Source organism: Gordonibacter sp. An230, assembly GCF_002159915.1.
In the GTDB taxonomy this organism is placed as follows: Bacteria; Actinomycetota; Coriobacteriia; order Coriobacteriales; family Eggerthellaceae; genus Rubneribacter.
Map to the genome: position 1 here is coordinate 1 of NZ_NFJP01000001.1, position 26,649 is coordinate 26,649.

The window sequence follows — 26,649 nt, forward strand, 5'->3', positions numbered from 1 at the left end:
GCCCCCTCCGAGTTCGCCTCGGCGCGCGCCGCGCGCTGCGAAGGGGGCAGCAGGTCGGGGAACGGCTCCGACCAGTCGTTTTCGCAGTAGAAGCGCACTGCTGTGCAATATGCCTCAAACATCTGTTTGGCTATTTTGTCATCAAGCAATTCGGAAACGTAATCCCACGCCAAAAGCAACCCGTTTTTATGATCGTATATCTGATGATCCAGCAATACCTGTGGTGTTTCTGCTAGCATCTTCGACAAGGGACCGAAAACATCTTCCACTTTGTTGGAGATAAATTGGGTGCCGATATTGCTAGCGAATACAACAGGGGCTTTCTTGGGATCGTTTGGGCAACGGTGAGAAAGCTCTCTCAAAACCTCTACAGCTCCAAATGAAGAGTGCGCAACATCCTGCTGAAAGCGTCCTTGCATTTGAGAAGCTAGTTCAAGAAGGGAAATTGCGTTTGCGCAATCAGCCTCAAGAAGGATAAGAGAGGTGAAGTCGGATACGATCTTGTCAACGTCTGGGTGAATTGGTTTTCTGTTGAACAGCGGAAGGTTGAGAAGAAATTTCTTGTCTTCGCTCCATCGAGAAAGAGCCTTGGCATAAACAGCGGCGATGCCCATAGATTGGGTAACCCCGATTTGCCGTCCTTTCTCGGTGAAGTTCTTCCAAGACTTAGAATCAATTAAGTACTCCATACGAGTGAATTGAGATCTTTTGACACTCTCCATAGGGGCTTTCAGTGGCAAAGAGGGGCCGCCTGGCATGTTGTCTATTCGATTCAGCCAGTATTCTCTATCCTCGTTTCGTGCGTCTTCTCCGATTCCGGTTCTTCTCGCATACTCCATGAAGTCTATCTCGATGGGGGCGAGATCCGTTCCGTCGTAGAGATGCGCTAGATCCTCTAAGAGAACTTGGATGCTAAGCACATCAGCTGCAAGAAGATCGACGTTGATATGCATGATAGTGCGTTTCGGTGATACGACAGTAAGGCGTACATCTATGAGATCGTCTTGCTCGATGTCGAAACGTAGGTGACTTAATTCTTGGCGAATACCTTCAATCCTCGAGTCGGGATTGCCTGCTCCTTCCACTCTGTAGGTGGTTAGTCCCTTCCAAGTTACTTTGTCTTCGATGCGGGCTGTTCCGTCATCAGAGAACCGGGCGCGCAGCATGGGATGCCTTAGAATAAGAAGTTCCACTGCGCGTTCGAGTTTGGCCGCATCGAGAGATCCGCATTCGAATTCCATATAAGCGTGACAAGCGGTTCCCCCTAGCTCCTGTCCGTCTCGCCTTCCAACCATATAGGCATGTTGGACGGACGTGATCGGAAAGGGGTCGCCTTTGCTGTAATTTGCGGAACCGAGGAGAGGGCTGCCATTAGACGAGCTTCTCGCAGACCTCTCTCTTGCAAAATTTACCCAAGAAGCCATACAGGGATTCGAAACCAATTCTGAAAAGGTAACATTGCAGCCATTCTTTGTTAGCAACCCAGCTATTCTCATAATGTCAAGAGATCCTAGCCCCAAACTGATAAGATTATCCGAAGGGCTTAGTTCTTCTTTTGACAGTCCGAGCATTTCCCCAACAAGCTTTCCAACTAGCTCCACGCATACTTCAGACATGCCAACCGCCCTTTCAAGCAATAAGTCTTTGAATATAAGGCATACTAACATAATGTTAGCTATAGTATACTTATAGCGAAAGGGTTGTTGTTTGCAAATATTGCGCAAATATCTTCTAAGGCTTCGGATGGCAGAAGGGGGTTTTATGAGAAGGGCAACCGACGTTGGTTTCACTCTTGTTGAACGTATTGCGCAATGGGAGCGTGAATATGGGGCAAATATTGCGGTTCGCGACAGAGAAACCACGTATACTTACACTGAGCTATTTGATGCGGCAAGGCGATTCGCCTCTTGCCTTGCTTCGGAGGGGATAGAAGCTGGGGACAGGATCGTCCTTCAGCTTCCGAACAAAGCTGAATCTCTTATAATCTTGTTCGGGTCAGTAATGAGAGGATGCATCCCCGTACTTGCTTTGCCGACTCATCGCAAAGCGGAAATCTCTCATTTCTGCTCAAAGTCAAATGCATCCTGCCTAATTGTTCCGTGTTCTTCCCCGGCTTATGATTACGAGTCCTTAGCAAAAGCCATCAAAAAGGACAATCCAAGGCTAAAATGTTTTGTCATCGGATCTTCCGATCAATATCGATCAGTTTCGGATATGCGCGGAGAGCTCTGGCAAGCCACAGCACCCCACTCCTCATCAATTTTGTTCCTGCTTCCGTCGGGTGGTACAACAGGACTCCCTAAACTTATTCCTCGCTCAAATTTCAGCTATGTGTACAATTTCGTGGAAGCGGCTTCCCGATCGCTTTTTTCCGAAAAAACAAAATACCTAGCAGCTTTGTCGATATGCCATAATTTGCCGCTCGCATGCCCCGGCGCACTTGGTGCGCTAGAAAAAGGAGGCACCGTCATTTTGGCGGAAAGCGTGAGTCCCGATGAAGTGTTTCCATTGATCTCTTCTGCAAAAGTGACGACAATAACAGCAGTTCCATCGGCGGTAAACCTCTGGATGGACGCACTCGACTGGTATCCTGTTGATCTTTCAAGCCTTGAGTCCATCCATGTAGGAGGTGCGCGATTTACCGCAAAAGATGCCAAGAGGCTTTCTGCCGCTTTCTCTTGCGCTGTCCAGCAATCATACGGCATGACTGAAGGAATATTGACGCTGACAAGCCCTGAAGCGCCAGAGGAAATCGCCTTTACCACCCAAGGCTTCCCCCTTTCCGAAAACGATCGCCCTCTTATCATCGGACAAGATGGGCAACCTTGCGCAGACGGCGAAGAAGGGGAATTGATATGGAAAGGACCGTATCTGATGAGTGGATATTACGAAGATGAATATTCTACTCTGCGCTCTTTTGATTCGGAAGGATTTTATCATACGGGGGATTTAGCGGTGAGGGATCCCTGCGGCAACTTCAAAATCACGGGACGTCTGAAAAACACAATAAACCGTGGCGGTGAGACTTTCTCGGCGGAAGACGTAGAGGCAAGTCTTAGAGAAATGCCCGGCATCGTAGACGTAGCCGTCTGCGGGATACCGGATCAAGCCCTTGGCGAAAAGACGTGTGCGTTTATCGTTTGCAGCGGCGATGCGCCCAACTTGGAATCCATAAGGGAGTTTTTAAACAACATAGGAATCGCCCCATTCAAGCATCCAGACAGAGTAGAGATTCGTGAGTTGTTGCCCCTGACCCCCATAGGAAAAATTGATTTAAATGCTCTTAAGACCTCGATACGCTAGTCAGCCCTTTAAAAAAATCTCTTCCAATCCGCCGAGAAGAGCATCGAGAAGGACTGAGAACTGATGATCAAAAAAACTTCTCCTCAGGCTTTCTTCTTCGGTCAGGAGTTTGACCGTTTTTGCCAAAGCGGCAATACCGGGATCGGACGCAGAAAGCGCACTCGCATACGAACCCCCCACCTCTTTGCGCACATCGTCCATTTTGTCCCTGTCATCCTCGGTAGCAACGAACGCGCAAGTTTGGCAAAGCAAAACGGAATAAACAAGAGTGGACCAATCGCCAAACCCAGCATCTCTCAGCACTTGAATGCCGCAATTGATAATGCGGTCGGATTCCCCAAGGCCAGGACCTACGGCAGCGAGTCTACGAGCGACTCCGGGGTACTTTCTCAGGGTGGAACGCATCCCCTCAAGAAGAAGCTTGAACCATCGTTTCCAATTCTCGCGAGGCTCAGGAAGGTCGATTTCGGCATTAACGTGCTCGATAACAAGATGTACCACATCTTCTCTTCGACCAACGTGGTAATTAATGACACCTGGGTACGCGTTAATTTCTTTAGCCAGTTGACGAATAGACCAACCATCTATGCCAAATTCTTTGGTGAGCTTCAAGGCGGCATCGCAGATAGAAGTCACGTCAATTGCTGGCAAGCCGGCTGTCTGGCGCGTCGACCCCATATTCAGCACCTTTCTATTTGCTGGTTGCGACAGAATACCATTTTTTTGCACCCCCAGCGTAACGCGGTCAGTTTGCGGAAATATTCAAGTCGCTGCAAGTGCAAAACAACGTCCTGGTAATAGAGCAGGAGGAGAAATGACGGAACAAAGCCCAGAGAACAAAAAGTCGAAACGCAAAGCACCCCATCCGCTGTTCAGGTTGCTTGACTTCGCAGGGCCTTACAAAATCCTCACCGTGGTGGGCTGCGCCTTGTCTGGTCTGCATTCGTTGCTTGCTGTGATGCCCCTTGTGTGCGTCTGGTTTATCATGTCGCAGTTTGTCGCAGTGGCTCCTCAATGGAGCGAAGCGAGTGGCGCGGCCTTTTACGCATGGCTGGCAGTCGGATTCGCGGTGGCCGGAGTGGTGGTGTACTTCGCGGCGTTGATGTGCACTCATATCGCGGCATTCCGAACCGGCAACAACATGAGGAAGGCCGCGACCCACCATCTCTCCAAGGTTCCCCTTGGCTACTACGACGAGCATTCGACCGGCGAACTAAGGAGGGTGATCGACGGCTGCGCCGGCCAGACCGAGTCCGTGCTTGCCCATAAGTTCCCTGATTTCGTGGGAGCCCTCATCACCCCCGTTGTGTTTGTCGTCGTGATGTTCATCTTCGACTGGGCCATGGGTTTGGCGTGCCTGGTTCCCATCGCGGTGTCCTTCGCGTGCATTTGGAGGATGATGGGAGGGGGAGGCAGCGATGAGAACTCAAGCTATCTGACTTTCGTGTCGAACTACCAGCAGGCATTGAACCGAATGAACGCCGCTGCGACCGAATATGTTCGAGGCATGCCCGTCGTCAAAGTGTTCCAGCAAACGGTCGATTCGTTCAACGCATTCAAGGAGGCCATCCTGCAGTACCGGGATATGGCCCATGGCTATTCGAAGTTGTGCGAAAAACCGCAGGTCGTGCAGATCGTGGCGATCAACTCGACCTTTGCTGTGCTGGTTCCCGCCAGCATCCTGCTTGCGGGGGCAGCAGGGGACTTCGCGTCGTTCTTCACGGACTTCCTCTTCTACGTGGTGTTCAGCGCGGTGACGACATCGATGATGACCAAGATACTGTACGCCTCTGAAGCTGCGGCGATGGCCCAAGATGCCGTGATGCGAATCGAGGGGATCCTATCCACGCCGGAGATGCCTTGCTGTTCTGCGAAAGGCGGGAGGGCGAGCGGGACGTGCGATATCGTTTTTGAAGGGGTGTCTTTCACGTATCCGGGCGCTGACGCACCTGCCGTCAAGAACGTGAGCTTTGCGATTCCCGAAGGAGAAACGATGGCGCTCGTCGGGCCGTCGGGAGGAGGCAAGAGCACCATTGCAAGCCTTGTTCCGAGGTTCTGGGACGTCGATGAAGGACGGGTGCTTGTCGGCGGTGTTGATGTGCGGGATGTTCCCCGTTCGGAACTGATGGATTCCGTTTCCTTCGTCTTCCAAAACACACGGCTTTTCAAGCGCAGCCTCATTGACAACATCAGATTCGCGCGCCCGTCGGCTACGCGCGCGGAGGTGGAGGCGGCCGCGCACGCGGCGCAATGCGACGACATCATCGCGAAGCTGCCCGAGGGCTTGGACACGGTGGTCGGCGCGAAGGGCGTCTACCTGTCGGGCGGCGAATGCCAGCGTATCGCGCTTGCCCGGGCCATTCTGAAAGATGCGCCTATCGTGGTCTTGGACGAGGCCACAGCGTTCGCCGATCCGGAAAACGAAGCCCTTATCCAACGTGCGCTCGCGCGTCTTACGCACGGCAAGACCGTTCTCATGATTGCACACCGGCTATCGACCGTGGTGGGCGCGGACAGGATCTGCGTCGTGGAGAACGGGGCCATCTCGGAATCGGGATCCCACGGGGATCTTGTCGAAAGCAAGGGAGTGTATCGCCGGATGTGGGAGGACTATCAGAAATCAGTCTCTTGGAGAATCGGAGGGGGTGCCAACGATGCTGCGTGAGAAGTTCGCTTTGACCGAGCGGGGTGCTTTCGAGTTCAAGAGAGGCGCGTTCTTCTGCGCTCTCGCCAACCTCGTCATGATGGCACCCATTGGCGTGCTGTGCATGGCGACCAACGACTACCTGGATCATCTGCTCGACCCCTCGAAGCCCCTCCCTGCTCTTGGTGGCTATCTTGCAGCCATCGTCGTCATACTCCTGCTCATGCTGCTGACCCAATGGCTCGAATACCATTTCACCTACAATGTCGTGTACGGCGAGAGTGCCAGAAAGCGGATCGAGCTTGCCGAGGTGCTGCGCAGATTGCCCCTTTCCTTTTTCGGAAGGCGCGACCTCTCGGACCTCACCACCACCATCATGAAGGACTGCGCCGATCAGGAGCGCATGTTCTCCCATATCATGCCCCTTTTGTTCGGAACCGGCGCGTCGACCATATTGATCTCGATCATGCTTCTGCTCTTCAACTGGAAGATGGCCATCGCCGCCCTCTGGGTTCTTCCCATCGCCTTGCTCATCATCGCCTTCTCTCGGAAGAGCCAAGATGCGAAGGGGCAGTTTCTCATCGACCGCCAGCTTGACGTTGCGGACGGCTTGCAGGAGTACCTCGAATGCGCCCAAGAGATCACGGCGGCGAACCAATCGGAAACGTATCTCGAGCAACTGGATCAGAAGATCGATCGCGCGGAGAAGGCCCAGATCGTCTCGGAGCTTTCGAGTGCCGTTCCCGTGTCGGCCGCGCAAGCGTTCCTCAAGCTCGGAATAGCTTCGACCGTCCTCGTCGGAGCCCTGCTTTTGGCATCGGGGGAACTAGAGTTCATGGTGTACTTCTGCTTCCTTCTCGTGGTGACGAGATTCTACGATCCGATCAACACCGTGCTTGAAGTTGTGACGGAGCTTCTCAATCTCAAGCTCGGAATCAAGCGCATGCACTCCATCGAGCACGAGCGGCCTCAAACCGGGTCGATGGAATTCGAGCCGGCGAATCACGACATTTCTTTCGACAACGTGACTTTTTCGTACGAAGGAGGCGAGAAGGTTCTCTCGAACGTCTCATTTGTTGCGAAGGAGGGCGAGGTGACCGCCTTGGTCGGTCCGAGCGGGGGCGGCAAGTCCACCGCGGCCAAGCTGGCTGCCCGTTTCTGGGATGCCGACGATGGCGTTGTGAGCATCGGAGGCGTGGACGTTTCGACCGTCGACCCCGAGGCCCTTCTCGTCGATTTCGCCCAAGTGTTCCAGGATGTGGTTCTGTTCGACGACACGATCATGCAGAACATCCGACTCGGTAGGCCAGATGCCACGGATGAGGAGGTGTTTGCGGCGGCTCGGGCGGCGAACTGCGATGATTTTGTCTCCCGCATGCCGAAGGGCTATGAAACGAGGATAGGCGAGAACGGCGCGCTTTTGTCCGGAGGCGAGCGCCAGCGCATATCGATTGCCCGGGCGATCCTCAAAAACGCCCCCATTGTTCTTCTGGATGAGGCGACCGCTTCACTTGACGTTGAAAATGAGACGAAGGTGCAGGAGGCGCTATCGTGTCTCCTTGAACGCAAAACCGTGCTGGTCATCGCGCACCGGATGAGAACCGTGATGAGCGCCGACAAAATCGTGGTGCTGGATGGAGGCCGCGTTGCCGAGCAAGGAAAGCCGTCGGAGCTCATGGAGCGCGAAGACAGCCTGTTCAAGAAAATGGTGGAGCTTCAGTCGTCGACGGGTCGGATTTTGAATTAAGTGAGGTGGAACTGATGACTTTGAGTGAGTCAAGGGAAGACTATCTAGAAAACCTGCTTATTCTCGAAACTCGTTCTGGTGGTTTTGTAAGGCAAGTGGATATGGCCAGTAGAATGGGTTTTTCCAAGGCGAGCATATCAAAAGCTATGTCCTCCTTGAGCGCGGAAGGATATGTTGAATTTAGGCCTCGAGGTTTGGTTCGCCTTTCAAATGGGGGACGCAAAATCGCTGAAAGAGTTTACGACCGCCATTGCTTCTTCTTCAAGGTTCTTACCAACCTTGGCATTCCGACTGAAATTGCACAAAGGGATGCCTGTCGCATGGAGCACGCAATGAGCGAAGAGTCATATCAGGCTTTAAAAAAGGAGCTGTCGAGCAAGATGGACGTCCAATAAGGGTCATCAACCTAAATAAGCTGGATAATGGGCAATCTAAAGTATAGAGAGAATTGAAATGACGATAGAGCAAAGGCCAAGCTTATCGATCGCTTTGCCAAAATCCTACCTGTTCACGTCCGAATCCGTCACCGAGGGGCATCCCGACAAGATGTGCGACCAGATATCGGACGCCATCTTGGACGCCATCATCTCCAAGGAGATAGAGCTCGAGCGCGAGGGCTACATCGCCCCCAGCGGGCAGCCCGCCGACGTGTCGCGGATGCGCTGCGCGTGCGAGACGCTTGCGACCACGGGGCTCGTGGCCGTGGCGGGCGAGATCCGCACGCAGGCGTACGTGGACGTGCCGGCCATCGTGCGCGAGGTGGTGTGCGGCATCGGCTACGACCGCGCCAAGTACGGCTTCGACGGCACCACCTGCGGCGTGGTGAACGCCATCCACGAGCAGAGCCCCGACATCGCGCAGGGCGTGGACGAGAGCTGGGAGGCGGCCCACGGCGGGGCCGCGGACGACCCCTACGAGCGCATCGGCGCGGGCGACCAGGGCATGATGTTCGGCTACGCCTGCGACGAGACGAGCACCCTCATGCCCATGCCCATCTACCTGGCCCAGCGCATGAGCGAGCGCCTCGCCGCCGTGCGCAAGGACGGCACGCTCGACTACCTGCGCCCCGACGGCAAGACCCAGGTGAGCGTGCGCTACGAGGACGGCGCGCCGAAGTGGGTGGAGAAGGTGGTCGTGTCCACGCAGCACGCCGAGGAGGCGCCCTACGAGCGGCTGCGCGCCGACGTGGTGGAGCAGGTGGTGCGCCCGGTGCTGGCCGGCGAGGGCGTGGCGCTCTCGCCCGACGCGGAGATCCACGTGAACCCCACGGGCCGCTTCGTCATCGGCGGGCCGATGGGCGACTGCGGCCTCACGGGCCGCAAGGTCATCGTGGACACCTACGGCGGCATGGGACGGCACGGCGGCGGGGCCTTCTCCGGCAAGGACTGCACGAAGGTGGACCGCTCGGCGGCCTACGCGGCGCGCTGGGTGGCGAAGAACGTGGTTGCCGCGGGCCTGGCCGCGCGCTGCGAGGTGCAGGTGGCCTACGCCATCGGCGTGGCGCGCCCCGTGTCGCTCATGGTGGAGACGTTCGGCACCGAGAAGGCGGCGGTGGGGGCCATCGAGCGCGCGGTGGCCGAGGTGTTCGACCTGCGCCCCGGCGCCATCATCGACGCGCTGGATTTGCGCCGCCCCATCTACCGCAAGACGGCCGCCTACGGCCACTTCGGCCGCGAGCTGCCCGAGTTCACCTGGGAGCGCACCGACCGCGCCGAGGATCTGCGAAAGACCTGCAGGCTAGCATAAGGGGCTAGCACCCCCTTGGAAGGAGTTCCATGATTTACGATAATGTGCTGCAAGCCATGGGGCATACACCTCTCGTTCGTCTCAATCGGTTATCTGAAGCGAATGCCGCACAGATACTCGTTAAGTTTGAGGGCGTTAATGTAGGAGGCTCCATTAAAACGCGCACGGCATTACAGATGATTGAATCCGCCGAACGCCGCGGCGAAATTGGGCCAGATAGTATTATCGTTGAACCTACAAGCGGCAATCAAGGTATAGGGCTCGCGCTTGTGTGTGCTGTGCGCGGTTATCGTGCGCGCATCATTATGCCAGACAGCGTGTCGGAAGAGCGTCGTAAGCTTGTTCGCCACTATGGTGCTGAGGTAATTGTCGTACATGATGCTGGCGATATTGGAGAGTGCATATCCAAATGCATCGCTCTGGCTAAGCGTATGGCTAGCGAGGATCCTCGTGTTTACGTGCCACAGCAGTTCGAGAACAGGGATAATTTACTAGCGCATCGCTATCATACAGCACTTGAGATCTTAGAGGACGTGAAGGGGCCCATACATGGATTCTGCTCGGGCATTGGTACAGGTGGTACTATTTCCGGTATAGGGCAGGCACTCAAACGTCTTTTTCCTGATGTATGCATTTGGGCCGTTGAGCCGGAGAGCGCAGCGATTCTTTCGGGAGGAAGCGTCGGAACGCATTTGCAGATGGGTATCGGCGATGGGCTTATTCCCGATATCCTTGATCAGGGCATCTATGACGATATCTGCGTGGTTTCCGATGAGGAAGCTATCAACGAGGCTCGCGCGCTTGCTCGTGAGGAGGGTTTGCTTTGCGGCGTATCGGGCGGTACAAATGTGGTTGCCGCACGTCAGCTTGCTCGGCAACTTGGTTCGGGCAAGACAGTGGTTACTTTACTGCCCGATACGGGCGAACGATATTTTTCCACTGAATTGTTTGAGGATTAATCGACGCCAAACCAGACATAGGATCAGTCGATAACATAAGAAAGAAGCGCCATGACCGAGAGCTACGACATCAAAGACATCGACCTTGCCGACGCAGGGCTTGCCCGCATCGAGTGGGCGGCGCGCGACATGCCCGTGCTGGCGTCCATCCGCGAGCGCTTCGCGAAGGAGCGCCCGCTTGAGGGCGTGCGCATCGGCGCGTGCATGCACGTGACCACCGAGACGGCGAACCTCATGCGCGCGCTGGCGGCCTCGGGCGCCGAGGTGGCGCTGTGCGCCAGCAACCCGCTTTCCACCCAAGACGACACCGCCGCCTCGCTCGTGCGCGACTTCGGCATCAAGGTGTTCGCCGTCACCGGCGAGGACATGGACACCTACCGCCGCCACATCGACGCGGTCATCGCCACGAACCCGCAGATCATCATGGACGACGGCGCCGACCTGGACACCGCGCTGCACACCACCCACATTGACAAGCTGGAAGGCGTCATCGGCGGCACCGAGGAAACCACCACGGGCGTGGTGCGCCTTGTGTCCATGGCGAAGGAGGGCACGCTGGGCTACCCCGTGTTCAACGTCAACGACGCGAACACGAAGCACTGCTTCGACAACCACTACGGCACGGGCCAGTCCACGCTCGACGGCATCGTGCGCGCCACGAACCGCCTTTTGTGCGGGCGCACCATCGTGATCTCGGGCTACGGCTACTGCGGCAGCGGGCTCGCCCTGCGCGCCAAGGGCATGGGCATGCGCGTGATCGTGTGCGAGGTGGACCCGCTGAAGGCGCTGGAGGCGCACATGGAGGGCTACGAGGTCATGCCCGCCGCCGAGGCGGCGCGCTTCGCCGACGTGTGGGTGACGGTCACCGGCAACTGCAAGGTGGTGGACGCGCCCGCGTTCGAGAACATGAAGGACGGCGCCATCGTGTGCAACTCCGGGCACTTCGACAGCGAGATCAACCTGGAGTGGCTGCGCGAGCACGCCGTGAAGGTGGAGGAGATCAAGCCGCTCGTGGAGGAGTACACGCTTGCCGACGGGCGCACGGTCATCGTCCTGGCGCAGGGGCGCCTCGTGAACCTGAGCTGCGCCGAGGGGCACCCGGCGTCCGTCATGGACATGAGCTTCGCGAACCAGGCGCTCGCGGCCGAGTACCTCTTCCAGCATGCGGGCGAGCTGGAGAACAAGGTGTACGACGTGCCCGCCGCCATCGACGACGGCGTGGCGCGCGTGAAGCTGGAGACTCTGGGCGTGAAGATAGACACCCTCACCGAGGAGCAGATCGCCTACATGAACAGCTGGAACTTTTAAAGTGTATACAAGGGTGTATAGTTCATACTAGGGGTGGTGCTGTGATTGGCTTTCCTAAATTCAATTCCGGTTTTTTAGCCTCCTTACTACCAGAGGAAGTGTTTTCTTCAGAATACCTGGGGTCTTTTTACGGTTTTCCTCTTATTGGGAAAGAAAAGGAAATATCACGAAGTTTTTCTTCTAAACGCCTGAAAGAGTTTTCCGTTGGGCGCAAATGTGCTCGCAACGCTCTCTCGCATCTGGGCTTCAATGACCCTCCTATCCTCATCGGTACCAACCGAGAACCGATTTGGCCCAAAAACATATGCGGGAGCATTACGCATTGCAGAGGATATGCCGCTGCCGCAGTCACCTCAGATTACCGATTTCGAACTATCGGGATTGACGCCGAGCCGAATAACCCCATTGAATCAGAGATATACAGTTTGATAATGAGCAAGAAGGAGATAAAACAGATGGGTGAGCTTACCTGCAGTCAGCCAAATATATCTTGGGATAGGCTGACTTTCAGCGCGAAAGAATCTGTCTACAAGGCATGGTTTCCAACGTATGGGAAGTGGCTCGATTTCACTGATTGCGAGGTCATGTTTTATCTGGATTCACATCGTCCCAACAACCAACCCAAAGAACTGGTTGTTGGGCGCTACCATGCCCAACTGCTTAAATCAAAAAGATCATATTCCTGCAACGGACAATGGGCATTTGTGCCATTTTTCAATCTCCTCATAACGACAACAGCAGGCTCTTTGACGGAATCTTGATTCGATACGTCACTCCGTATTATAACTGTCGACATTCGCAGTTTAGCGCAAGTCGCAGATTTCACCCTCAGATTAAAGTCGCGCTTTGTACTTCGTTCATCAGGACTATCGCTTGGCTCTTTGCATCATAATGCAATTCATTTCTTTCTTGTTAAAGCTTGTCGAAAAGGATATCGAGTTAAACTCCCGCTCGATATTCCGTTCCAGCTTCATGCCAAAGACCGAAAAGTAGCAGAATCGCTCCAACAACCTTTAAGACAAAATATTGGATATTTATGCATTGTGCTGCAGCATGACGCCCAAGGGGTTGTTGTGGCGTAAGCAAAATCTCCCGCAACAACCCTAAACACTTGCGAACCGATAGACCGAGCGAGAATCTTCCGTCAGTTTAGCGGTGACGATGCATTACCCATCCGTCTCGTAGAGCACCCCAAGATCGACAGTCTGCGGAGCACCATTGTCGAACCAGACAGAATTTTGACTTTTCAAGTCGGGACGCTATGTGGTCAAACATGACATCATGCTCCGTCAGAGAGGAGGTGGCTGTATGCAAGACGTAAGGAATGCGCTCGGCAAGCTCGTCTGTCGGGCAGATAGAAAGCTGCGTCGCGTAGAAATAGTACGCAAGGGCCAGCTTACCGTGCTTACGTTCGAGAGCAATGGGACTATGCGCATAACGAATTTGCCCAAAACGTAGCACATCCTTGAGGATGTAAATAAATACCCGCCGATCCGCCAGACGGACAGGAGCCAAACGTCCTGCCCGTCCTTTTTTGCGCTTTCGGCCGGTTGCTCCTGCGGGTCTGAACCGAAGGAGCAATATATGGCCCGATTTTACGAAAGCAGGAACATTGACGACTCCCAAGCCCAATATCGCATTGTGGTGAGGACGCCTGACGGCAAACGAACCGAGATAAATCTGCCCAGGCAAGTATTCGAGGGCATAGAGGAACTTCAGCGTGAGTTCTGGCGAACGGAGCGCCGCGAGACAAGACACTCACTACACTTGGCGTCGATGGACGAAGCCTCTCTTGCCCCCAACAATCCCGAAAAAGACCCAGAGTTAATCTTTATGGAGAAGCTGGAATCCGAAGCGCTGTTTCAAGCGTTCCAGCAGATACCCGCCGCACAACGCAGGCGTTTTCTGATGAGGCACTTGCTTGGTATGCCCACGGCGAAGATAGCCGAAGTAGAGAGGTGCTCCGATCGCGCAGTGAGACGCAGCATCAGTCTTGCGCGAGAGAACCTGAAAGAGATTCTCTCTTCCGGTTTCTAGTGTTTTTCTCCGTGCGGGGTTCCGTTTCGCCCACCTAGCTGTCCGTCTCTATGAGGGAGGAAATCCCTCGATGGAACCTTGACAGCCCCATACCCGCCCGCCCTTGCAAGGTCAAGAGCGCGCCACGCCATGAGGGGCCTCGTGGGCGAGCGGGAGCCGCGGAAGCGGCGTTTCAGGCGGCCGCGGGTCGGACGACCCCGACTCTCGGCCGCAGTTACATATTGAAACGAAGGAGGTGCCTCATGGACGACCATCCGCGCAGGGGCGATGTGTTTTTCGCTTTCCTCGACCCCGTTCTGGGATGCGAGCAGGGAGGCACGCGTCCCGTCCTCGTCGTGCAAAACGATGCGGGCAACAGGCGCAGCAAAACTATCATCGTCGCCGCCATAACCGGCAAGCCCAAGGCGAACCTCCCCGTGCACGTACCCGTGCCCGCGTCGGCCGGGCTCAGGGAGGGCTCGGTCGCCCTCCTGGAGCAGCTGCGCACCATCGACAAGCTGCGCCTGCGCGGGAGGGCGGGGCACATCGGCGCCGAGCAGATGAGGCTTGTGGACGCTGCACTCGCCGTGAGCCTGGGGCTCAAAGGGCCGGGAGACGACTTCATGCTGCTCACGCTGTGCAGGAAGTGCCATCAGACGTTCTGCGACTCGGACGACTACCTGGTGTGGCGCGCGGACTTCGAGCAGGAGCAACGCGAGCCCTGCACCATCTGCAATACCCGCACGGGCTACGACTACAAGGTCGTGAGGAGATGACCGCGCGGCCTTTCGTCCCTTGTCAAGCATGCGATGCGGAAAATCGCATCGTTTCGCGCTCTGCCGAAATGGCTCATTATGAGCGTCGCGCGGAGGCGGCGTTTGACGACGAGGCGCTTTGCGGGGCCGACCCTGGCGGGCTGTTCCTGCCCGCGCTCGAACCGTACCCCTACATGATGACCCCCTGCCAGATAGCCGAGTTCACGGGCCTCACGTCGCAGGGCGTGAGGAAGCTGTTGGCGGCGGGCGAGATGCGCGGGGTCAAGTTCGGGTCGAAGTGGCTGGTTCCCAAGCTCTGCCTCCTACGCTATCTGAACAGGCGCGAAGATGGAGGAGAGAATGACGAAGACGCTCAAATGCGACAAGCCCGTGGATCTCGATGAGGCGAGGAAGGCGAAGGGGCTTCCCCGCAGGAAGCGCGACGACCCGAAAGCGACCGCCTACGAACTGCGCATCAGGGTGCCCGCCGAGTTCCAGGGGGTCATGGGGCGCAAGAAGCTGTCGCGGACGGTGTTCGCCCGCAACAAGCGCGAAGAACTCAGGGCGCGCATCGCCGAGTTCGAGGAAGATGCCAACAGAATGCTTGAAGATAGGACGACGGGGGTGGGCATTGGGGCGCAAGACGTTTCACCGCTGAGTCCCGCAACGCCTTTCGGAGAGTACGTTGAGCGTTACATTGCGCTCCGCAGCAATGGGGCCATAGGAAGGCAAACCCTAGCCAACGAGCGGCGATACGCCGAGTACCTGCGTGAGGTAATAGGGCTTATCCCCCTTCGCGATTTGACGGCGATGGACGTGGAGCGATGCCTGCTTCAGGTGCCCGAGATTTCGCGGCGGTGGGCAAACGAGCGCGTGGAGGAATGGAAAAGGAAACGCGAGCAGGCGGTGCGCGAGGGGAATCGACGGAAGAAGAAGCCGCTCGGCTCCCCGCGCGTTGCCGGGCCCGATATGCAGCACAAAATCCTCAAATTCTGCCGCGAGATCCTCAACGACGCGCTGGATAGGGAGCTCGTGCAGAAGAACGTGGCGAAGGCGCGCTTCCTCTCCAAGAACTTCAAGAAGAGCCGCCCGCTCATCGACCCTCTCATGGAGGAGGATGCGGCGCGGTTCCTCCACGAAGTGAAGGCGCTTCCCCTGTCGCCTTTCAAGGTGGCGTGCCTCGCCCTTTTCTCCAGCGGGATGCGCCCCGAGGAAGCACTCGCTTTGAAGATGGGCGGCGTCAACGTCGGCGGCGTCCCTTCGGCGAGAATCACCGGGTCGCTCGAACACGGGACGGCGGAAATCGTTGAGTATACGAAGTCCGATTCGTCGTACCGCACGGTTCCTATCGACGATTACACCTCCCGCGAGATAGGCAGATGGATAGAGGAGAAGAGCAGACGCCTGCGCGCCATGGGCATCAGGCCCGGCCCAAGCACGCCTCTCGTGGGAGAACTTGACAAGCCCCTCACCTACAACGTGCTCAAGAAGCAGTGGCAAAGGTTCGTGGAGAAGGTGGGGTTCGAGGGCGTGCGCCCCTACGCGCTGCGGCATACGTTCGCCACCATCAACCTCGCTCGCGGCGAGAACATCAAGACCATCTCCGTCATCCTCGGACACGCGTCGCCGTCCTATACGCTCGACCTCTATGTGGGCTACATCCCCTCGACAAGCAGGGAGCTATCCAACAGGTACGTCTCACGGCTCGAATCGCTGCCGCAGGCCGCATAGTTTTGGAACTTTTGTATTCCGCTGCGTTTTGCTTGGGATGCGTTATAATTCAAGCGCTGCGTTTAGTCAGCGAATGAATTGCGGGCGTCGCCAAGTGGTAAGGCCCAGGCTTCCCAAGCCTGTACCGCGGGTTCGAGTCCCGTCGCCCGCTCCAGCAATCAACGAAGGGCATCGGCGTTTGTCGGTGCCCTTCGATTTTTCTCTTGCAGATGTCCAGTTTTGAAAACAGTTGAAATTTGACGAACTTTTTGACGAACTTCTCGCCATGCGCTAAACTCTAAAAGCGATTTTGCAGGTGACGAGCGGTTTTCTCGGAAATGGAGCTCGGGATGGAAATAGCTTCCCAAGCTCGTATTCGCGGGTTCGAGTCCCGTCACCCGCTCCACTGGCTGCAAAGAGCGCTGATATTACGGTCGGCGCTCTTTCCTTTTCCTTCACTTCATGCAAAAGGAGTTGAAGACGCAATCAAAACCCCGATGATCGTTCTTTCTCCTCGCACGTCTTATGCTGAACAACAAGAAGCCTGATCGGCAAATATACGACTTAGCTTGGGCCGAAGAAACGCAAATGATCGGAATCAAATCCTAGGCGCACCTTTTCACATGCGATTGTTTCACGTGAAGCATGTATCGTAATGCATCGCGATGAAACGACGATTGTTTCACGTGAAACAATCCCTAACAGCTGTGAAAAGCCGAGGCTTTGGTTCCTCCTTCCATACCCCTTCTTTGAATTTCGCCTTCCGTTCCTTCCCTATCTTTCGCCTTTGCCGTGCGCTCAACTTCCTCGCAACTCGTACCAGCTCCGCCCTTGACCAAGGGCCTCAGCTCGCATCCAAATCAAACTTCGCTCTCATTCCGGTCTCAACTCCGCTTCTTCGGCATTCCTCTTCAAATCCTCCCGTCCTTCCCATACGCTACGCGGCACATCTTGCGAAACAGCCTTCTTCTTTTCGATCGTAACCAACCCTTTGGGTATCAGCGCCCTCTCGAGCACGGCATTGAATATGCAGCAGCCACTCCACCACACCTGCACCGCCCTGCACATTGGCCCATCGCAGACACTCGTGCCTCGCTAACGACCGTACCGGCGAGCACGTGCCCATACGGTGAAACAGAACCTTTGGAGAAGCGAATGGTCATCAATGCGCGCAGGAACGTCCGCTTCTTTCTTCGCTTCTGCCCTCGCTCTGCTCGCCTGTTCGCAAAAAGCCGTCAAATCGCATGTCAACTGTCCTTTACTCCAAAAAACTGCCAGGAACATCCGCACAAACGCTATGCTCAAACGCCTATTCCCACCTGTCTTTCACATGCGTCCATGAGAGTCTGTTTGTCCTTCGCCCATGGAGCCACAATCGATGGACACAAGGCGGAATCGAAATACCTCCAAGCATCACAGCATCAACACGCAACGCTTTGTCATCCTGCCCGTGCGGTATCGTATGGCATTGAGCTGCAATTCGCACAGCATCGCGCCTCACCTGCGCAAGAATGCCGCATCTCGCACCCATCATCGGCTTGCCGTATCTCACTTCCAGGAACAATCATCATGTGCACCGAGCGTTTTTACTTTTCATTGCGTTGATAGACCGCTTCCCGCGTGATAGCTTGAGCATCAAGGTGCGCACAGCGCGCAAACCATGCGCATGAAATTGACCGTTTAGAACCGCAATGACATGGAAGCAAATGCAGCGGAGCAAAGGTGATGACATGGACAATCAGAGTACGATAACACCTGGTCACATGAATAGGAGCGCCCGTTTCGACACTTTCATCTTCGACCTTGATGGCACGCTGCTTGATACGCTGCCAGATCTTGTGGAACTCACCAATGCGACGCTGCGAGAGTGCGGCTACCCCGAACGTACGCAGCTCGAGATACTTAGTTTCGTTGGGAATGGCGTGAAAGCCCTTATGTACCAAGCGGTTCCCGAAGATGCCGACATTGATGACGTGGAACACGCGATGAAACGGTGGAAAGACCTCTATCCAATATACGGACATCGCTTCACCAGAGCTTATGACGGCATTCCCGATACCATCGCAGCTCTCAAAAAGGGTGGTGCCAAGCTCGCCGTGCTCTCCAATAAATTCGATGGTGCTGTGCGCGAGATCGTTGACGCCTACCTGCCCGGATTGTTCTCCGTCGCCCATGGAGAATGCGCCGATTTTCCGCGCAAGCCCGACCCCGCAGGTCTTTTGCGTACTATCGACGAGCTCGGATCCACCAAGGAAAGAACGGCTTACATAGGCGACTCGACGGGAGATGTGAAGGCATCACGTAATGCCGGAGTGTACTCCATCAGTGTGACATGGGGATACCACACCGAAGAACAGCTGATCAACGCTGAACCCGATTTGATCATCCATCATTCAACCGAACTGCTCCAATTCCTCAAATAATAACAACGGCCCCGGGTTGAACCCGGGGCCGTTTCGTCTTTGATCGAAAACCCAACGCTACTTCGCAGCACCGATACGGCAGATGGTGGTGCCGCAATCAGGACATTTGCCCTTCGTGATGGGCTTACCGTTTTTCGTCGTGCTCTCGACGGGATCCTTCATAACCTTCTTGGCTTTGCACTTCACGCAATATGCTTCGATAGCCATGGCTGCTAAAACACCTCTCTGCTTCTGTCTAATAGGATGGCACGCTACATTTGATGCAGACGCGCATACAAAAAACCATTATACGATAGCTTCAATGACGCTTATCGAGCGCAGCTGCATCCTGCTATATATTCTTCAACAACTCCATAACAAAGTTTGCGCTTTTCTCGAGTTTATCCTCTTCCACGTTCTCGAGCACATCGTCAGCTTGCGCGAAGTATGCCGGCTTGCCTCCGTGCATGCCCACCAGGTGCATGGCTTGATACCCGTGCTTCATCGCATACGAAGCTGAGCTGTCCATCCAAGGAAGCTGAGTGCTGCCCACATCAAGTCCCGTGGCCTGAGAAGCCTTCCTCACGTAGCGCTTCATCCGAGAAGACGTTTTAACTGTACGATATTGGCCTTCAAGTTCCACCATGCACAGATCGCCCGCACCAAGCCCGTCGAGATCAATGATTATCGAACCTCGCAGATCTTGCTGATGCTCGGTCAGAAACGCGCGCATTCCTCCATTTTGAGAAAGCTCCGAACCAAGAGCGACAAACCACACCTCTGTGTTGATATCGGGATTACGGAACTGATAAATGTGTTCGATCTCCTCGGAGACGTCCTGGTCGTGACGCTCTGCCGCCGCGGCAGACTCTTCGGCAACGCGTTCCGAATCTAGCTCGGCGCGCTCCATGCGCCGCGGAGAGAACGCGCCGCCATTCCACGAACGGCCGCCCGAATCGCGGTTCCGTCCACCAAGGTCGCTCTCGTCGTACTCCCCATACTCGTCGTGTTGGACGTACTGATCGCCCTCGCCATACCCATCGCCAACGGCACGATCCTCATACTCGTCGAACTCATCGCCAGAGAAATCATCTTGGATTTCCATCTGCGCGGTCGCATCTTCGCGGAAGCTCTCCCAACCTCCCCGCTCTGCTCCCACAGTACGGGCATCGAACGATTCGTCCACATCGAGCCATTCTTGAGGGGTTGGTTCTTCTTCGTCCTTCTTGCGTCGGAAGCGATCGAACAAACGACGTATGCGCGACTTGGGCATCTCTACATACCCCGGGCCAGCAAACGCGCCCGTCTCCGTGTAATTCTCCTCATACGCCGAATCGTCTGCATCGTCCACGTAGATATCCTCAGGGTCGACGTTCTGGAGCAGCTCGTCCCCTATGGGGGCAAAAGCACCCGTAGCACCGGCCGGCGCAAACGATCCGGCGGCGCTCACGCTCGAGCGACCTTCCTCTTCAACGCGGGCGATTGAACCTGAAAGAGAGGGGAGCATCGAGCGTAATCCCGATTTCTTTCCATGTTTGGCAGCCGCCGTCACATCTTCAGCTGGAGGCTCTACCGTGCCTGAGGCTCCCAGATCAATCGCGGGAAGCATGGAAAGCAGGCTTTTCGCAGCCGTCTTGCCAGAAGATTCCGCCTCGGCCAACGGAGCTCGTTGCTTTGGAAGCTCCGTGATGGGAGCCAACTTGCCCGACAGCCCGATATCCGGAAGCACAATGGGACGGCGAGAACCTCTCTCGCTGGCGGAAGAAACCGCTGCTTCCGTCGTTTCTACAGGAGCGGAGCAGACGTCATCATTTGTCGGAGGCACAGAATCGGGCTGAAAATCAATGCGCCCGCTATCACCGATGGGAACGGCAGTCACGTCAACGCGGTTGTCGGTTCTCTGCTCGTCCTGCACAGCGGATTGAGCCTCTTTCTGCACCTTTCGAGGATCGAGGAACGACGGCAGTGGAAGATCATCGACAGGGGGAACGTCATCCAAGTTGAAACTGCTCACATCGATCGGAGGCATAGCCGTCGTGGAGAGCGGATCGACTTCGGATTCGGAAGCGGGGGACGAGGGATTCTCCGTCGAAACAGGGTGTGAGGGGACGGCAACCTCTTGAGACTCGGCAGGGTGCGGATCGGACGCATCATCGTGCGCAAACGACCATTGAGGAGCTTGCACCTCCCGATCATCAACCCGCCCCTCATCAGATGCACGGCTTGCATCCTCTTCGGCAACCGGGTTCGCCCCTGCAAAATGCCCGGCGCTTTCGCTCGATGCCGCATCGAGAGCGCTCGCATAGCGAGACCTTTGCACGGGCTTATCGACACCTCGCGGTTTCTTCGCTTTCTCCTGCGCCTTCTTGAACCAATCCGGTACGCCTCCGGTCGAACGAGGTGTCTCGTCGCCTGCGGAAACGGCTGGCTCGCCGACCACTGACTCTTCCGCCATGGAGACCGGCCCTTCCGAACCTTCATCCAGTCGATGTGCAGCCTCAGCATTGGCGAGAGCCGCCTGCATCGTCTCAGCCGGAAGAGAGCTGAACGCTTCCCGCGTCTCGTCGTGCAACGCCCGAATGTCCTCAGCTGTGGGCTCGGGCACAGGAGGCTCCTTCACCTGCACGAGGTTCTGCGAGATGTCAACCGCCGCAACACCGCTCACCGGCTTACCCGAAAGCGCTGCAATAGCGGCCTTAGCAGCAGCGAGACGCTCTTCGGGAGTTTGAGGAACCATCTCGGGAGGCTTCACGTTCGAAGCCTCGTACACAAGCTGCGCCCCTTCAGGAACGAACCCGCCTGCCCGCGCGGCTTCCGCTCCGTGAATCTCCACGTCGTCGCGCTCTGCCAGCTCGGCCTCGCTCACGCGACCACGGCCAACGCGGCGGGCAACTTCCAGCAACACAGCCGTGCCGGAAGCGTTGCAGTTCGCCCCTTCATTGTAGGGAGCCGCTTTATGGAGTACCGCCACCACAAGCGGAAGCGCGATGGAGACAAGCGCAATGACGATTAATGCGAGCAGCGTCGCATCGAGGGCACCCTCGGCATTCGGAAACGCGACAACACGCATGATCAGCAGAATCGGCAAGAGAACCATAGCGCCGAACGTCGCCCACTGCAAAATCCGCAATGCCGGAAGAACCGGACTGGCAAGCTCTGTCCGAACCTTACCCGTATCGTAGCGCGCCACCAGAATCACTTTGCGCCGACGAGTTCCTCCCGTCTGGGCAGAATATCCGGGCTCGTACTTCGCGACGACGTTTTGGCTGACGCCGCGCACAAAGATCTTCGACAACACCGGGCGGTCGAACACTTCAGCTGCGAACAAAGCCACCGCAACGAGGGTCACCACAATTGCTGCCACTCCGAACATGGGAACGAACAAGGACAGCAGCCCGAACACGAAGGAGAGAGAGCAACACACGACTTTTGGCGCCTCTGCGCTAGGGGCGCCACTGAAATCTTCGATGACGGCAGAAAGGCCAGCTTCTTTCTGCATTTGCTCAGTAAGATACAACGCCGTTTGCTGTTCCTCTTCGGTCCCAGCGGGACGAGGGCCGATCTCCTGGGACAGATATGCGACGTGTTCCATTGGCTCAGGCATATTCTCTGCCTTTCGTTCCTTGGCTTTTCTTCAAGGCATACATAAAACAAGTATACGCTATTTGATCTCCGTACCCAAATAATCACGAATAAAAGCGTCGGCTGCGCCTGCCTGTAAACGTGCCGTTGAATATGCATTCTCGAACGCGTCGATATCCGATTCGTACGCATCGATCACCGGAGACGAGGGATCGTCGGGGAGGCTCTTCACATAAGCGGCCGCTTGCGCGTCTGCTGCGTTGTACAAGTCGTTTCCCTTGATCGCTGCAACCTTGTCCTTTGCAAGAATGGCCTCATCGGAAGTGATCGCGTATCTAAGAGCCTCTTCGCGCTTGGCAATATAATCTCCGAACATAGAGAAATCAACGCCGTAGAGCGCTTGGGCCTCTTGAAACAATCTTTCGGCCTCTCCAAAATTCTCAAGCGCCTCGTTCGCTTTATCTATCGATGATCGCACGTTTTCAGGCGTGGTATCCTTCACAAGATCGGACGATTCGCGAGCACTCGCGTCGGCTGAAAGCAGTTTGTCCCACGCTTCGCGCGCCCTCTCGATCGAGGCATATGCTCTTTCGGCGGCATCGACGATCCGACCCCCTTGGTCGATGAGAACGTATCGCGCCGATATGGTTTCGATTGCCTGCTGAGCGGCCTCTGCGGCTTTCGATTCACGCAGAGTGGCGGATGCCTCTCGAGCGCGCTCGTCGGCTCGGTCGAGCTTTTCCTCTATTTCGGACAAGCTCGATTCGACCTCTTCGTACGCATCGGATGAATCGACTGCGAACGGATCGGCGATAAGGTCATCAAGCCTATTAATCGCCTCGTCTGTTTCTGCAATGAGGCTCAGCGTATCGTTGAGATAGGCAATATTGCTTTGATGTTGCCGATAGCCATCGTAGAGCCACCAGCCCCCCACGATTACCAGCACCCCGACGATAAGGGAAGTCGCAGTGTAAACCAACAATTTGCTCAGGCGGCGGCGCGCCTTTCTGCGCGCCACCTCTTCTTCGGGCGTCAACGCTGAACCCTGAGTCGGCTTTTCAGGCAACGGGGCCGCCGACTCCTCAACAGCCTCCGAACCAGCGCTAGGAGCATCCTCGGACACGATATCGGAGAGAACCGTACTCACGACATGCGATGGCCGAGGCTCAGAATCTTCAGCTGAAACGAAATCACCAGTCGATAGCGTCAGTCCCTGTTCCTTTGTTGGCGTGCCTGCCGGTTTCTTCCTTCGAACAGGCAGGGTGAACAGTGAGATGACCCCAAACCGTGGGAGCCGCGCATCACGATTAACCCGCCCTTTTCCATCCAGAGCATCCTTCGCCGCATCGAGCACGCTGAATGAGATTTCATTCGAAGTGCCCACCGTATGACGCTTGATATGCGCAGCATGGATCAGCTTGTCATTCTTTTTCTTCACAAGAGCAAGCCTGCCGCTATCGGTCGCAACCGCGAGCAAGTTCTTCGACGACAGCCGATGCCGGCAGCACCTTGATCGTCCTACTGGGCAGTGAATTGAGAAACGCCTTGCCATAGCCTTTCGTCAACAGGCGCTTGTCGGCCAAGATGAGCACGCCCGTGTCGTCGGCCTTTCGAATGAGCCGTCCGGCGGCCTGTTTCACCTCCAACACGGCAGCGGGCAAGACATAGCGCCTCCACGCTTGGTCGTCGCGCGCGGCGCGCTCGCACGACAAAGGGTCAGTAGGCTTGGAAAAGGGCAGTTTGGGAATGACCACGCCTTTGAGAGTGGCACCAGGAGCATCGAAGCCCTCCCAGAAACTCTTCAACGCGAAGAGAGACAAGCGCTCGTCAGCGAGGAAATCGTCACGTAACCCCTTGACTGAGACTCCCCATTTCTGGCACACGAGGCGCAAGTCGTTCTCTTTGAGCTGGGGCTGCACCTCGTCGAAGCACTTCTCCATCTCTCGACGGTTCGTAAAAAGCGTCAACATCGATCCTTGCTGGGCACGATGAGCATCAACCAACAGCCGCTGCAGAGCGTCCAAATAACGAGGATCGCTCGGCTCAGGCATGTCTTCGACCACGTACACGGTCATATGCCCATCGAAGTCATAGCTCGAGTCAAGCCGACATGTTCGACAAGTAGAGAATTCGGAGGTGTTAAGTCCAAGCGCACTTTCGAAAGCATCGAAGCTGTCGCCCACGGCCAATGTTGCCGAAGCGAACACCACTGAATGTGTCCGAGCGAACAGCGTATCGTTCATCATCTGGCCAACATTGATCAGCAACGCTTCCAACTTTTCGACCATGCGATCTTTCTTACGACTGAGCGTAGCGGCGTATGCATAGGAATCGTCAGGATGAACGAGTATGATATCCACTGCGTTCACCTGGTTTTTCAATTCCATTGCAAGGGAGGCTATCTCTCGCTGGATTTCAGCTGCACCTTCAAGTCCCTCAAGGTAGCCAACCAACTCCTGACTCGCCGTCACCAACTTCTCGGCAGCGGAGGACATTGCGCAACCCAGCTCAGAAATGCTGAAAAATGTCGCACTTTGGCGTATATCAGCATTGATCCACAGCTCGACAGTTTCGTATCCCTTTCCTCTTTTATTCTGATCAAAGAATAAAAGATCTTTCAAATGCTCGCAAAACTCTCGAGCAGCGTCGACATACTGCGAACCCGCTGCACGCGCTTTCGCAGTGAGCGCGTAAAACAGGGTCGACCCCTCTTTGGCATCTGGTGCTACGACACGCCGCTCCGCCCTCACGAACACATTGCGGGATGCCTCGTCGGAACTCACACGATTGACAAGCCGCATAATGTCCTCTGCGGAAAGGGAACATGAGAACGCGCGCCGTGCTTCGGCTTCCGCGCCGTGAGCCTCATCGACCGTCCAATAGCGAATAGGAGGCAGCAAACCTCCATCTGCGACAAGGTCACAGAAGAGCAGGCTGTGATTCGTCACTACCACATCGGCCATCTCGGCACGGCGGCGTGCACCGTGAACAAAGCACGACGTCCCGAAATATGGGCATTTCCGACGTAGGCAGTCACGACTCGTCGTTGTCACCATTCGTCGAGGCAGCACCCGATAATCGATCTTGAGACTGTCCATATCGTCGTACTCTGTTTGCTCGACGAAGGAAAGCAATGCAGCGAGCGCTGGAGCTTGCGACTGCTCCTTGCCTGCAACAATCTTCATGTGGTCGCCTTCCTCCACAAGGCGACCGATTTTGCGCAGGCAAGGATAATGAGAAAAACCTTTGAGGGGTGCGTACGTTAATGGAGGGTTATCCGAATCAGCCGCAGCTAAAGCACCTGCTAGAGCGGGCAACTCATGATAAACCAACTGATCGAGCAAGGTGTTCGTCTTAGTTGCCACGCCCACAGTAATGCCATTCTTCCTCGCCGTCAGCGCCGAAGGAACAAGATAGGCCATTGACTTCCCAACACCCGTGCCCGCTTCAACCGTAAGGTTTTCTGAGTTTGCGAATGCCGCCCTCACAGCCTTCGCCATGATAAGCTGCTCTTCACGCGGCTCAAAGTCCTTATACAGCAATCCCGCCAATCCATCGGGCGAAAATGCTGTGGCGATATCCTCAACCGTAGGAAACTTCAACGCACGGGCAGGATCAGCGGCGATATCATCGGCATCAACCTTTGCAGGCCTTTCCAATTTGCCGATACGATCCCTTCGGAGGTTTTTCAGCGAGAACGATTCATCTTCACCTGACCCGTCGAATGTTTCACGTGAAACATTTCGGCGCCCCTCCTCCGATGCAAACCATTCGAACACTACCTGGGTAGGCCAACGATCAGCAGGAGCGAGACGAGCGATCTCGCGTACAAGCGCAGGGGGCATAGCGGCGACGCCAGCTAGCAGAATGCGAAACACCGCACATGTGGCCGCAACATCAGCATCGGCGCGATGCGTCGAAAGGGGCGCACCAAACGCTCTGACGAGGTCGAGCAGCCTATGAGACTTCAGGCGAGGAACCACAATGCGCGCAAGATCGAGCGAGTCGATCCATATATTTTCAAGCAACGGATAACCGCTTGGATGACGAGTGGTGAACGTGCGGTCAAACTCGGCATTGTGAGCGACGATCTTCGAATCGCCTACAAATTCTGCCAAATCAGCCAAAGCATGATCGGGAGTGGGAGCTGAAGCGACATCGGTATCATGAATATTCGTGAGATGGGCCACCTCTTCAGGTATGGGCTTTCCAGGATTCACGAACGTCACAAACCATTCCACGATCTCTCCATGATCCATGCGCGCAGCAGCTATCTGGGTCAGCTCATCGTGATTGAATGAAAACCCTGTCGTTTCCGTATCGAGCACGACTATGGACCGGTCGAGCTCGCCAAAATCCAGTTCAGCGGCCAATGCCGGTAAAGACGCGTAACGCGCGCGAATAAGATCGGGCGTTCCGTCGCTTATGAAACTTTGCAGGGCATCCTGTCCGGACGCAGCTTGTTTATCCATACCGT

General features: G+C 55.8%; 19 protein-coding genes and 1 tRNA gene. 14 read left to right on the forward strand and 6 right to left on the reverse strand.

Annotated features, from left to right (window positions below; translation table 11 throughout):
* Window positions 1-1,616 (reverse strand): condensation domain-containing protein (locus B5F40_RS00005; RefSeq protein ID WP_204217277.1); only part of this gene is annotated, 1,616 nt, incomplete at its 3' end.
* 145 nt (window positions 1,617-1,761) lie between these two features.
* On the opposite strand from B5F40_RS00005, the gene B5F40_RS00010 reads away from it, so the two are divergent.
* A complete protein-coding gene (locus B5F40_RS00010; RefSeq protein ID WP_009305505.1) occupies window positions 1,762-3,303 on the forward strand; it encodes a (2,3-dihydroxybenzoyl)adenylate synthase in 1,542 nt (513 codons plus the stop codon).
* On the opposite strand, the gene B5F40_RS00015 is transcribed toward B5F40_RS00010, so the two are convergent.
* On the reverse strand, window positions 3,304-3,981 hold the full coding sequence (locus B5F40_RS00015; RefSeq protein WP_009305504.1) for a TetR/AcrR family transcriptional regulator: 678 nt from the start codon (window positions 3,979-3,981) through the stop codon (window positions 3,304-3,306).
* 136 nt (window positions 3,982-4,117) lie between these two features.
* On the opposite strand from B5F40_RS00015, the gene B5F40_RS00020 reads away from it, so the two are divergent.
* From B5F40_RS00020 to B5F40_RS00080, 13 genes are all read left to right on the forward strand, one after another.
* Window positions 4,118-5,968 carry an ABC transporter ATP-binding protein gene (locus B5F40_RS00020; RefSeq protein WP_009305503.1) on the forward strand — a complete coding sequence of 617 codons (1,851 nt, stop codon included), beginning with the start codon at window positions 4,118-4,120 and terminating at the stop codon, window positions 5,966-5,968.
* The gene (locus tag B5F40_RS00025) at window positions 5,958-7,694 is read left to right on the forward strand and encodes an ABC transporter ATP-binding protein (RefSeq protein WP_009305502.1); all 1,737 of its coding nucleotides are present in this window, start codon (window positions 5,958-5,960) and stop codon (window positions 7,692-7,694) included. The genes B5F40_RS00020 and B5F40_RS00025 overlap by 11 nt, the downstream gene beginning before the upstream one ends.
* Before the next feature lie 14 nt (window positions 7,695-7,708).
* Window positions 7,709-8,089, forward strand: coding sequence for a metal-dependent transcriptional regulator (locus B5F40_RS00030; RefSeq protein ID WP_013981116.1), 381 nt, complete (start codon window positions 7,709-7,711; stop codon window positions 8,087-8,089).
* 58 nt (window positions 8,090-8,147) lie between these two features.
* The gene (gene metK, locus B5F40_RS00035; RefSeq protein WP_009305500.1) at window positions 8,148-9,440 is read left to right on the forward strand and encodes a methionine adenosyltransferase; all 1,293 of its coding nucleotides are present in this window, start codon (window positions 8,148-8,150) and stop codon (window positions 9,438-9,440) included.
* Window positions 9,441-9,469: 29 nt separating this feature from the next.
* Window positions 9,470-10,399 carry a cysteine synthase A gene (gene cysK / locus B5F40_RS00040; RefSeq protein ID WP_009305499.1) on the forward strand — a complete coding sequence of 310 codons (930 nt, stop codon included), beginning with the start codon at window positions 9,470-9,472 and terminating at the stop codon, window positions 10,397-10,399.
* 51 nt (window positions 10,400-10,450) lie between these two features.
* A complete protein-coding gene (gene ahcY / locus B5F40_RS00045) occupies window positions 10,451-11,707 on the forward strand; it encodes an adenosylhomocysteinase (RefSeq protein ID WP_009305498.1) in 1,257 nt (418 codons plus the stop codon).
* A gap of 41 nt (window positions 11,708-11,748) precedes the next feature.
* The gene (locus tag B5F40_RS00050) at window positions 11,749-12,468 is read left to right on the forward strand and encodes a 4'-phosphopantetheinyl transferase family protein (protein WP_009305497.1); all 720 of its coding nucleotides are present in this window, start codon (window positions 11,749-11,751) and stop codon (window positions 12,466-12,468) included.
* Window positions 12,469-13,291: 823 nt separating this feature from the next.
* Window positions 13,292-13,744 (forward strand): RNA polymerase sigma factor, encoded by a 453-nt coding sequence (locus tag B5F40_RS00055; RefSeq protein ID WP_013981114.1) that lies wholly within the window; start codon window positions 13,292-13,294, stop codon window positions 13,742-13,744.
* A gap of 242 nt (window positions 13,745-13,986) precedes the next feature.
* Window positions 13,987-14,499 carry a type II toxin-antitoxin system PemK/MazF family toxin gene (locus tag B5F40_RS00060; RefSeq protein ID WP_009305495.1) on the forward strand — a complete coding sequence of 171 codons (513 nt, stop codon included), beginning with the start codon at window positions 13,987-13,989 and terminating at the stop codon, window positions 14,497-14,499.
* Between the two features lie 68 nt (window positions 14,500-14,567).
* Complete coding sequence (locus tag B5F40_RS00065) at window positions 14,568-14,882, forward strand: helix-turn-helix domain-containing protein (protein ID WP_239442811.1); 315 nt, start codon at window positions 14,568-14,570, stop codon at window positions 14,880-14,882.
* Window positions 14,839-16,209 (forward strand): tyrosine-type recombinase/integrase, encoded by a 1,371-nt coding sequence (locus tag B5F40_RS00070; RefSeq protein WP_009305493.1) that lies wholly within the window; start codon window positions 14,839-14,841, stop codon window positions 16,207-16,209. Before B5F40_RS00065 ends, B5F40_RS00070 begins: the two co-directional genes overlap by 44 nt.
* Window positions 16,210-16,289: 80 nt before the next feature.
* Window positions 16,290-16,363: transfer RNA gene (locus B5F40_RS00075), tRNA-Gly, on the forward strand.
* Between the two features lie 1,555 nt (window positions 16,364-17,918).
* The gene (locus tag B5F40_RS00080) at window positions 17,919-18,611 is read left to right on the forward strand and encodes an HAD family hydrolase (protein ID WP_239442812.1); all 693 of its coding nucleotides are present in this window, start codon (window positions 17,919-17,921) and stop codon (window positions 18,609-18,611) included.
* Between the two features lie 57 nt (window positions 18,612-18,668).
* Here the strand turns inward: B5F40_RS00080 and B5F40_RS16375 are convergent, their stop codons facing one another.
* The 4 genes from B5F40_RS16375 to B5F40_RS00095 all read right to left on the reverse strand — a co-directional run bounded on the left by B5F40_RS16375 (window position 18,669) and on the right by B5F40_RS00095 (window position 26,644).
* The gene (locus B5F40_RS16375) at window positions 18,669-18,818 is read right to left on the reverse strand and encodes a DUF5679 domain-containing protein (RefSeq protein ID WP_204217279.1); all 150 of its coding nucleotides are present in this window, start codon (window positions 18,816-18,818) and stop codon (window positions 18,669-18,671) included.
* A 124-nt stretch (window positions 18,819-18,942) separates the two neighbouring features.
* Window positions 18,943-22,194 carry an aminopeptidase gene (locus B5F40_RS00085; protein WP_239442813.1) on the reverse strand — a complete coding sequence of 1,084 codons (3,252 nt, stop codon included), beginning with the start codon at window positions 22,192-22,194 and terminating at the stop codon, window positions 18,943-18,945.
* A gap of 57 nt (window positions 22,195-22,251) precedes the next feature.
* Window positions 22,252-23,610, reverse strand: a complete 1,359-nt coding sequence (locus tag B5F40_RS00090; RefSeq protein WP_140396357.1) for a hypothetical protein — start codon at window positions 23,608-23,610, stop codon at window positions 22,252-22,254.
* A gap of 16 nt (window positions 23,611-23,626) precedes the next feature.
* Entirely contained in the window at window positions 23,627-26,644 is a 3,018-nt protein-coding gene (locus B5F40_RS00095) for a helicase C-terminal domain-containing protein (RefSeq protein WP_087192544.1), read from the reverse strand.
* Window positions 26,645-26,649: the final 5 nt, after the last annotated feature.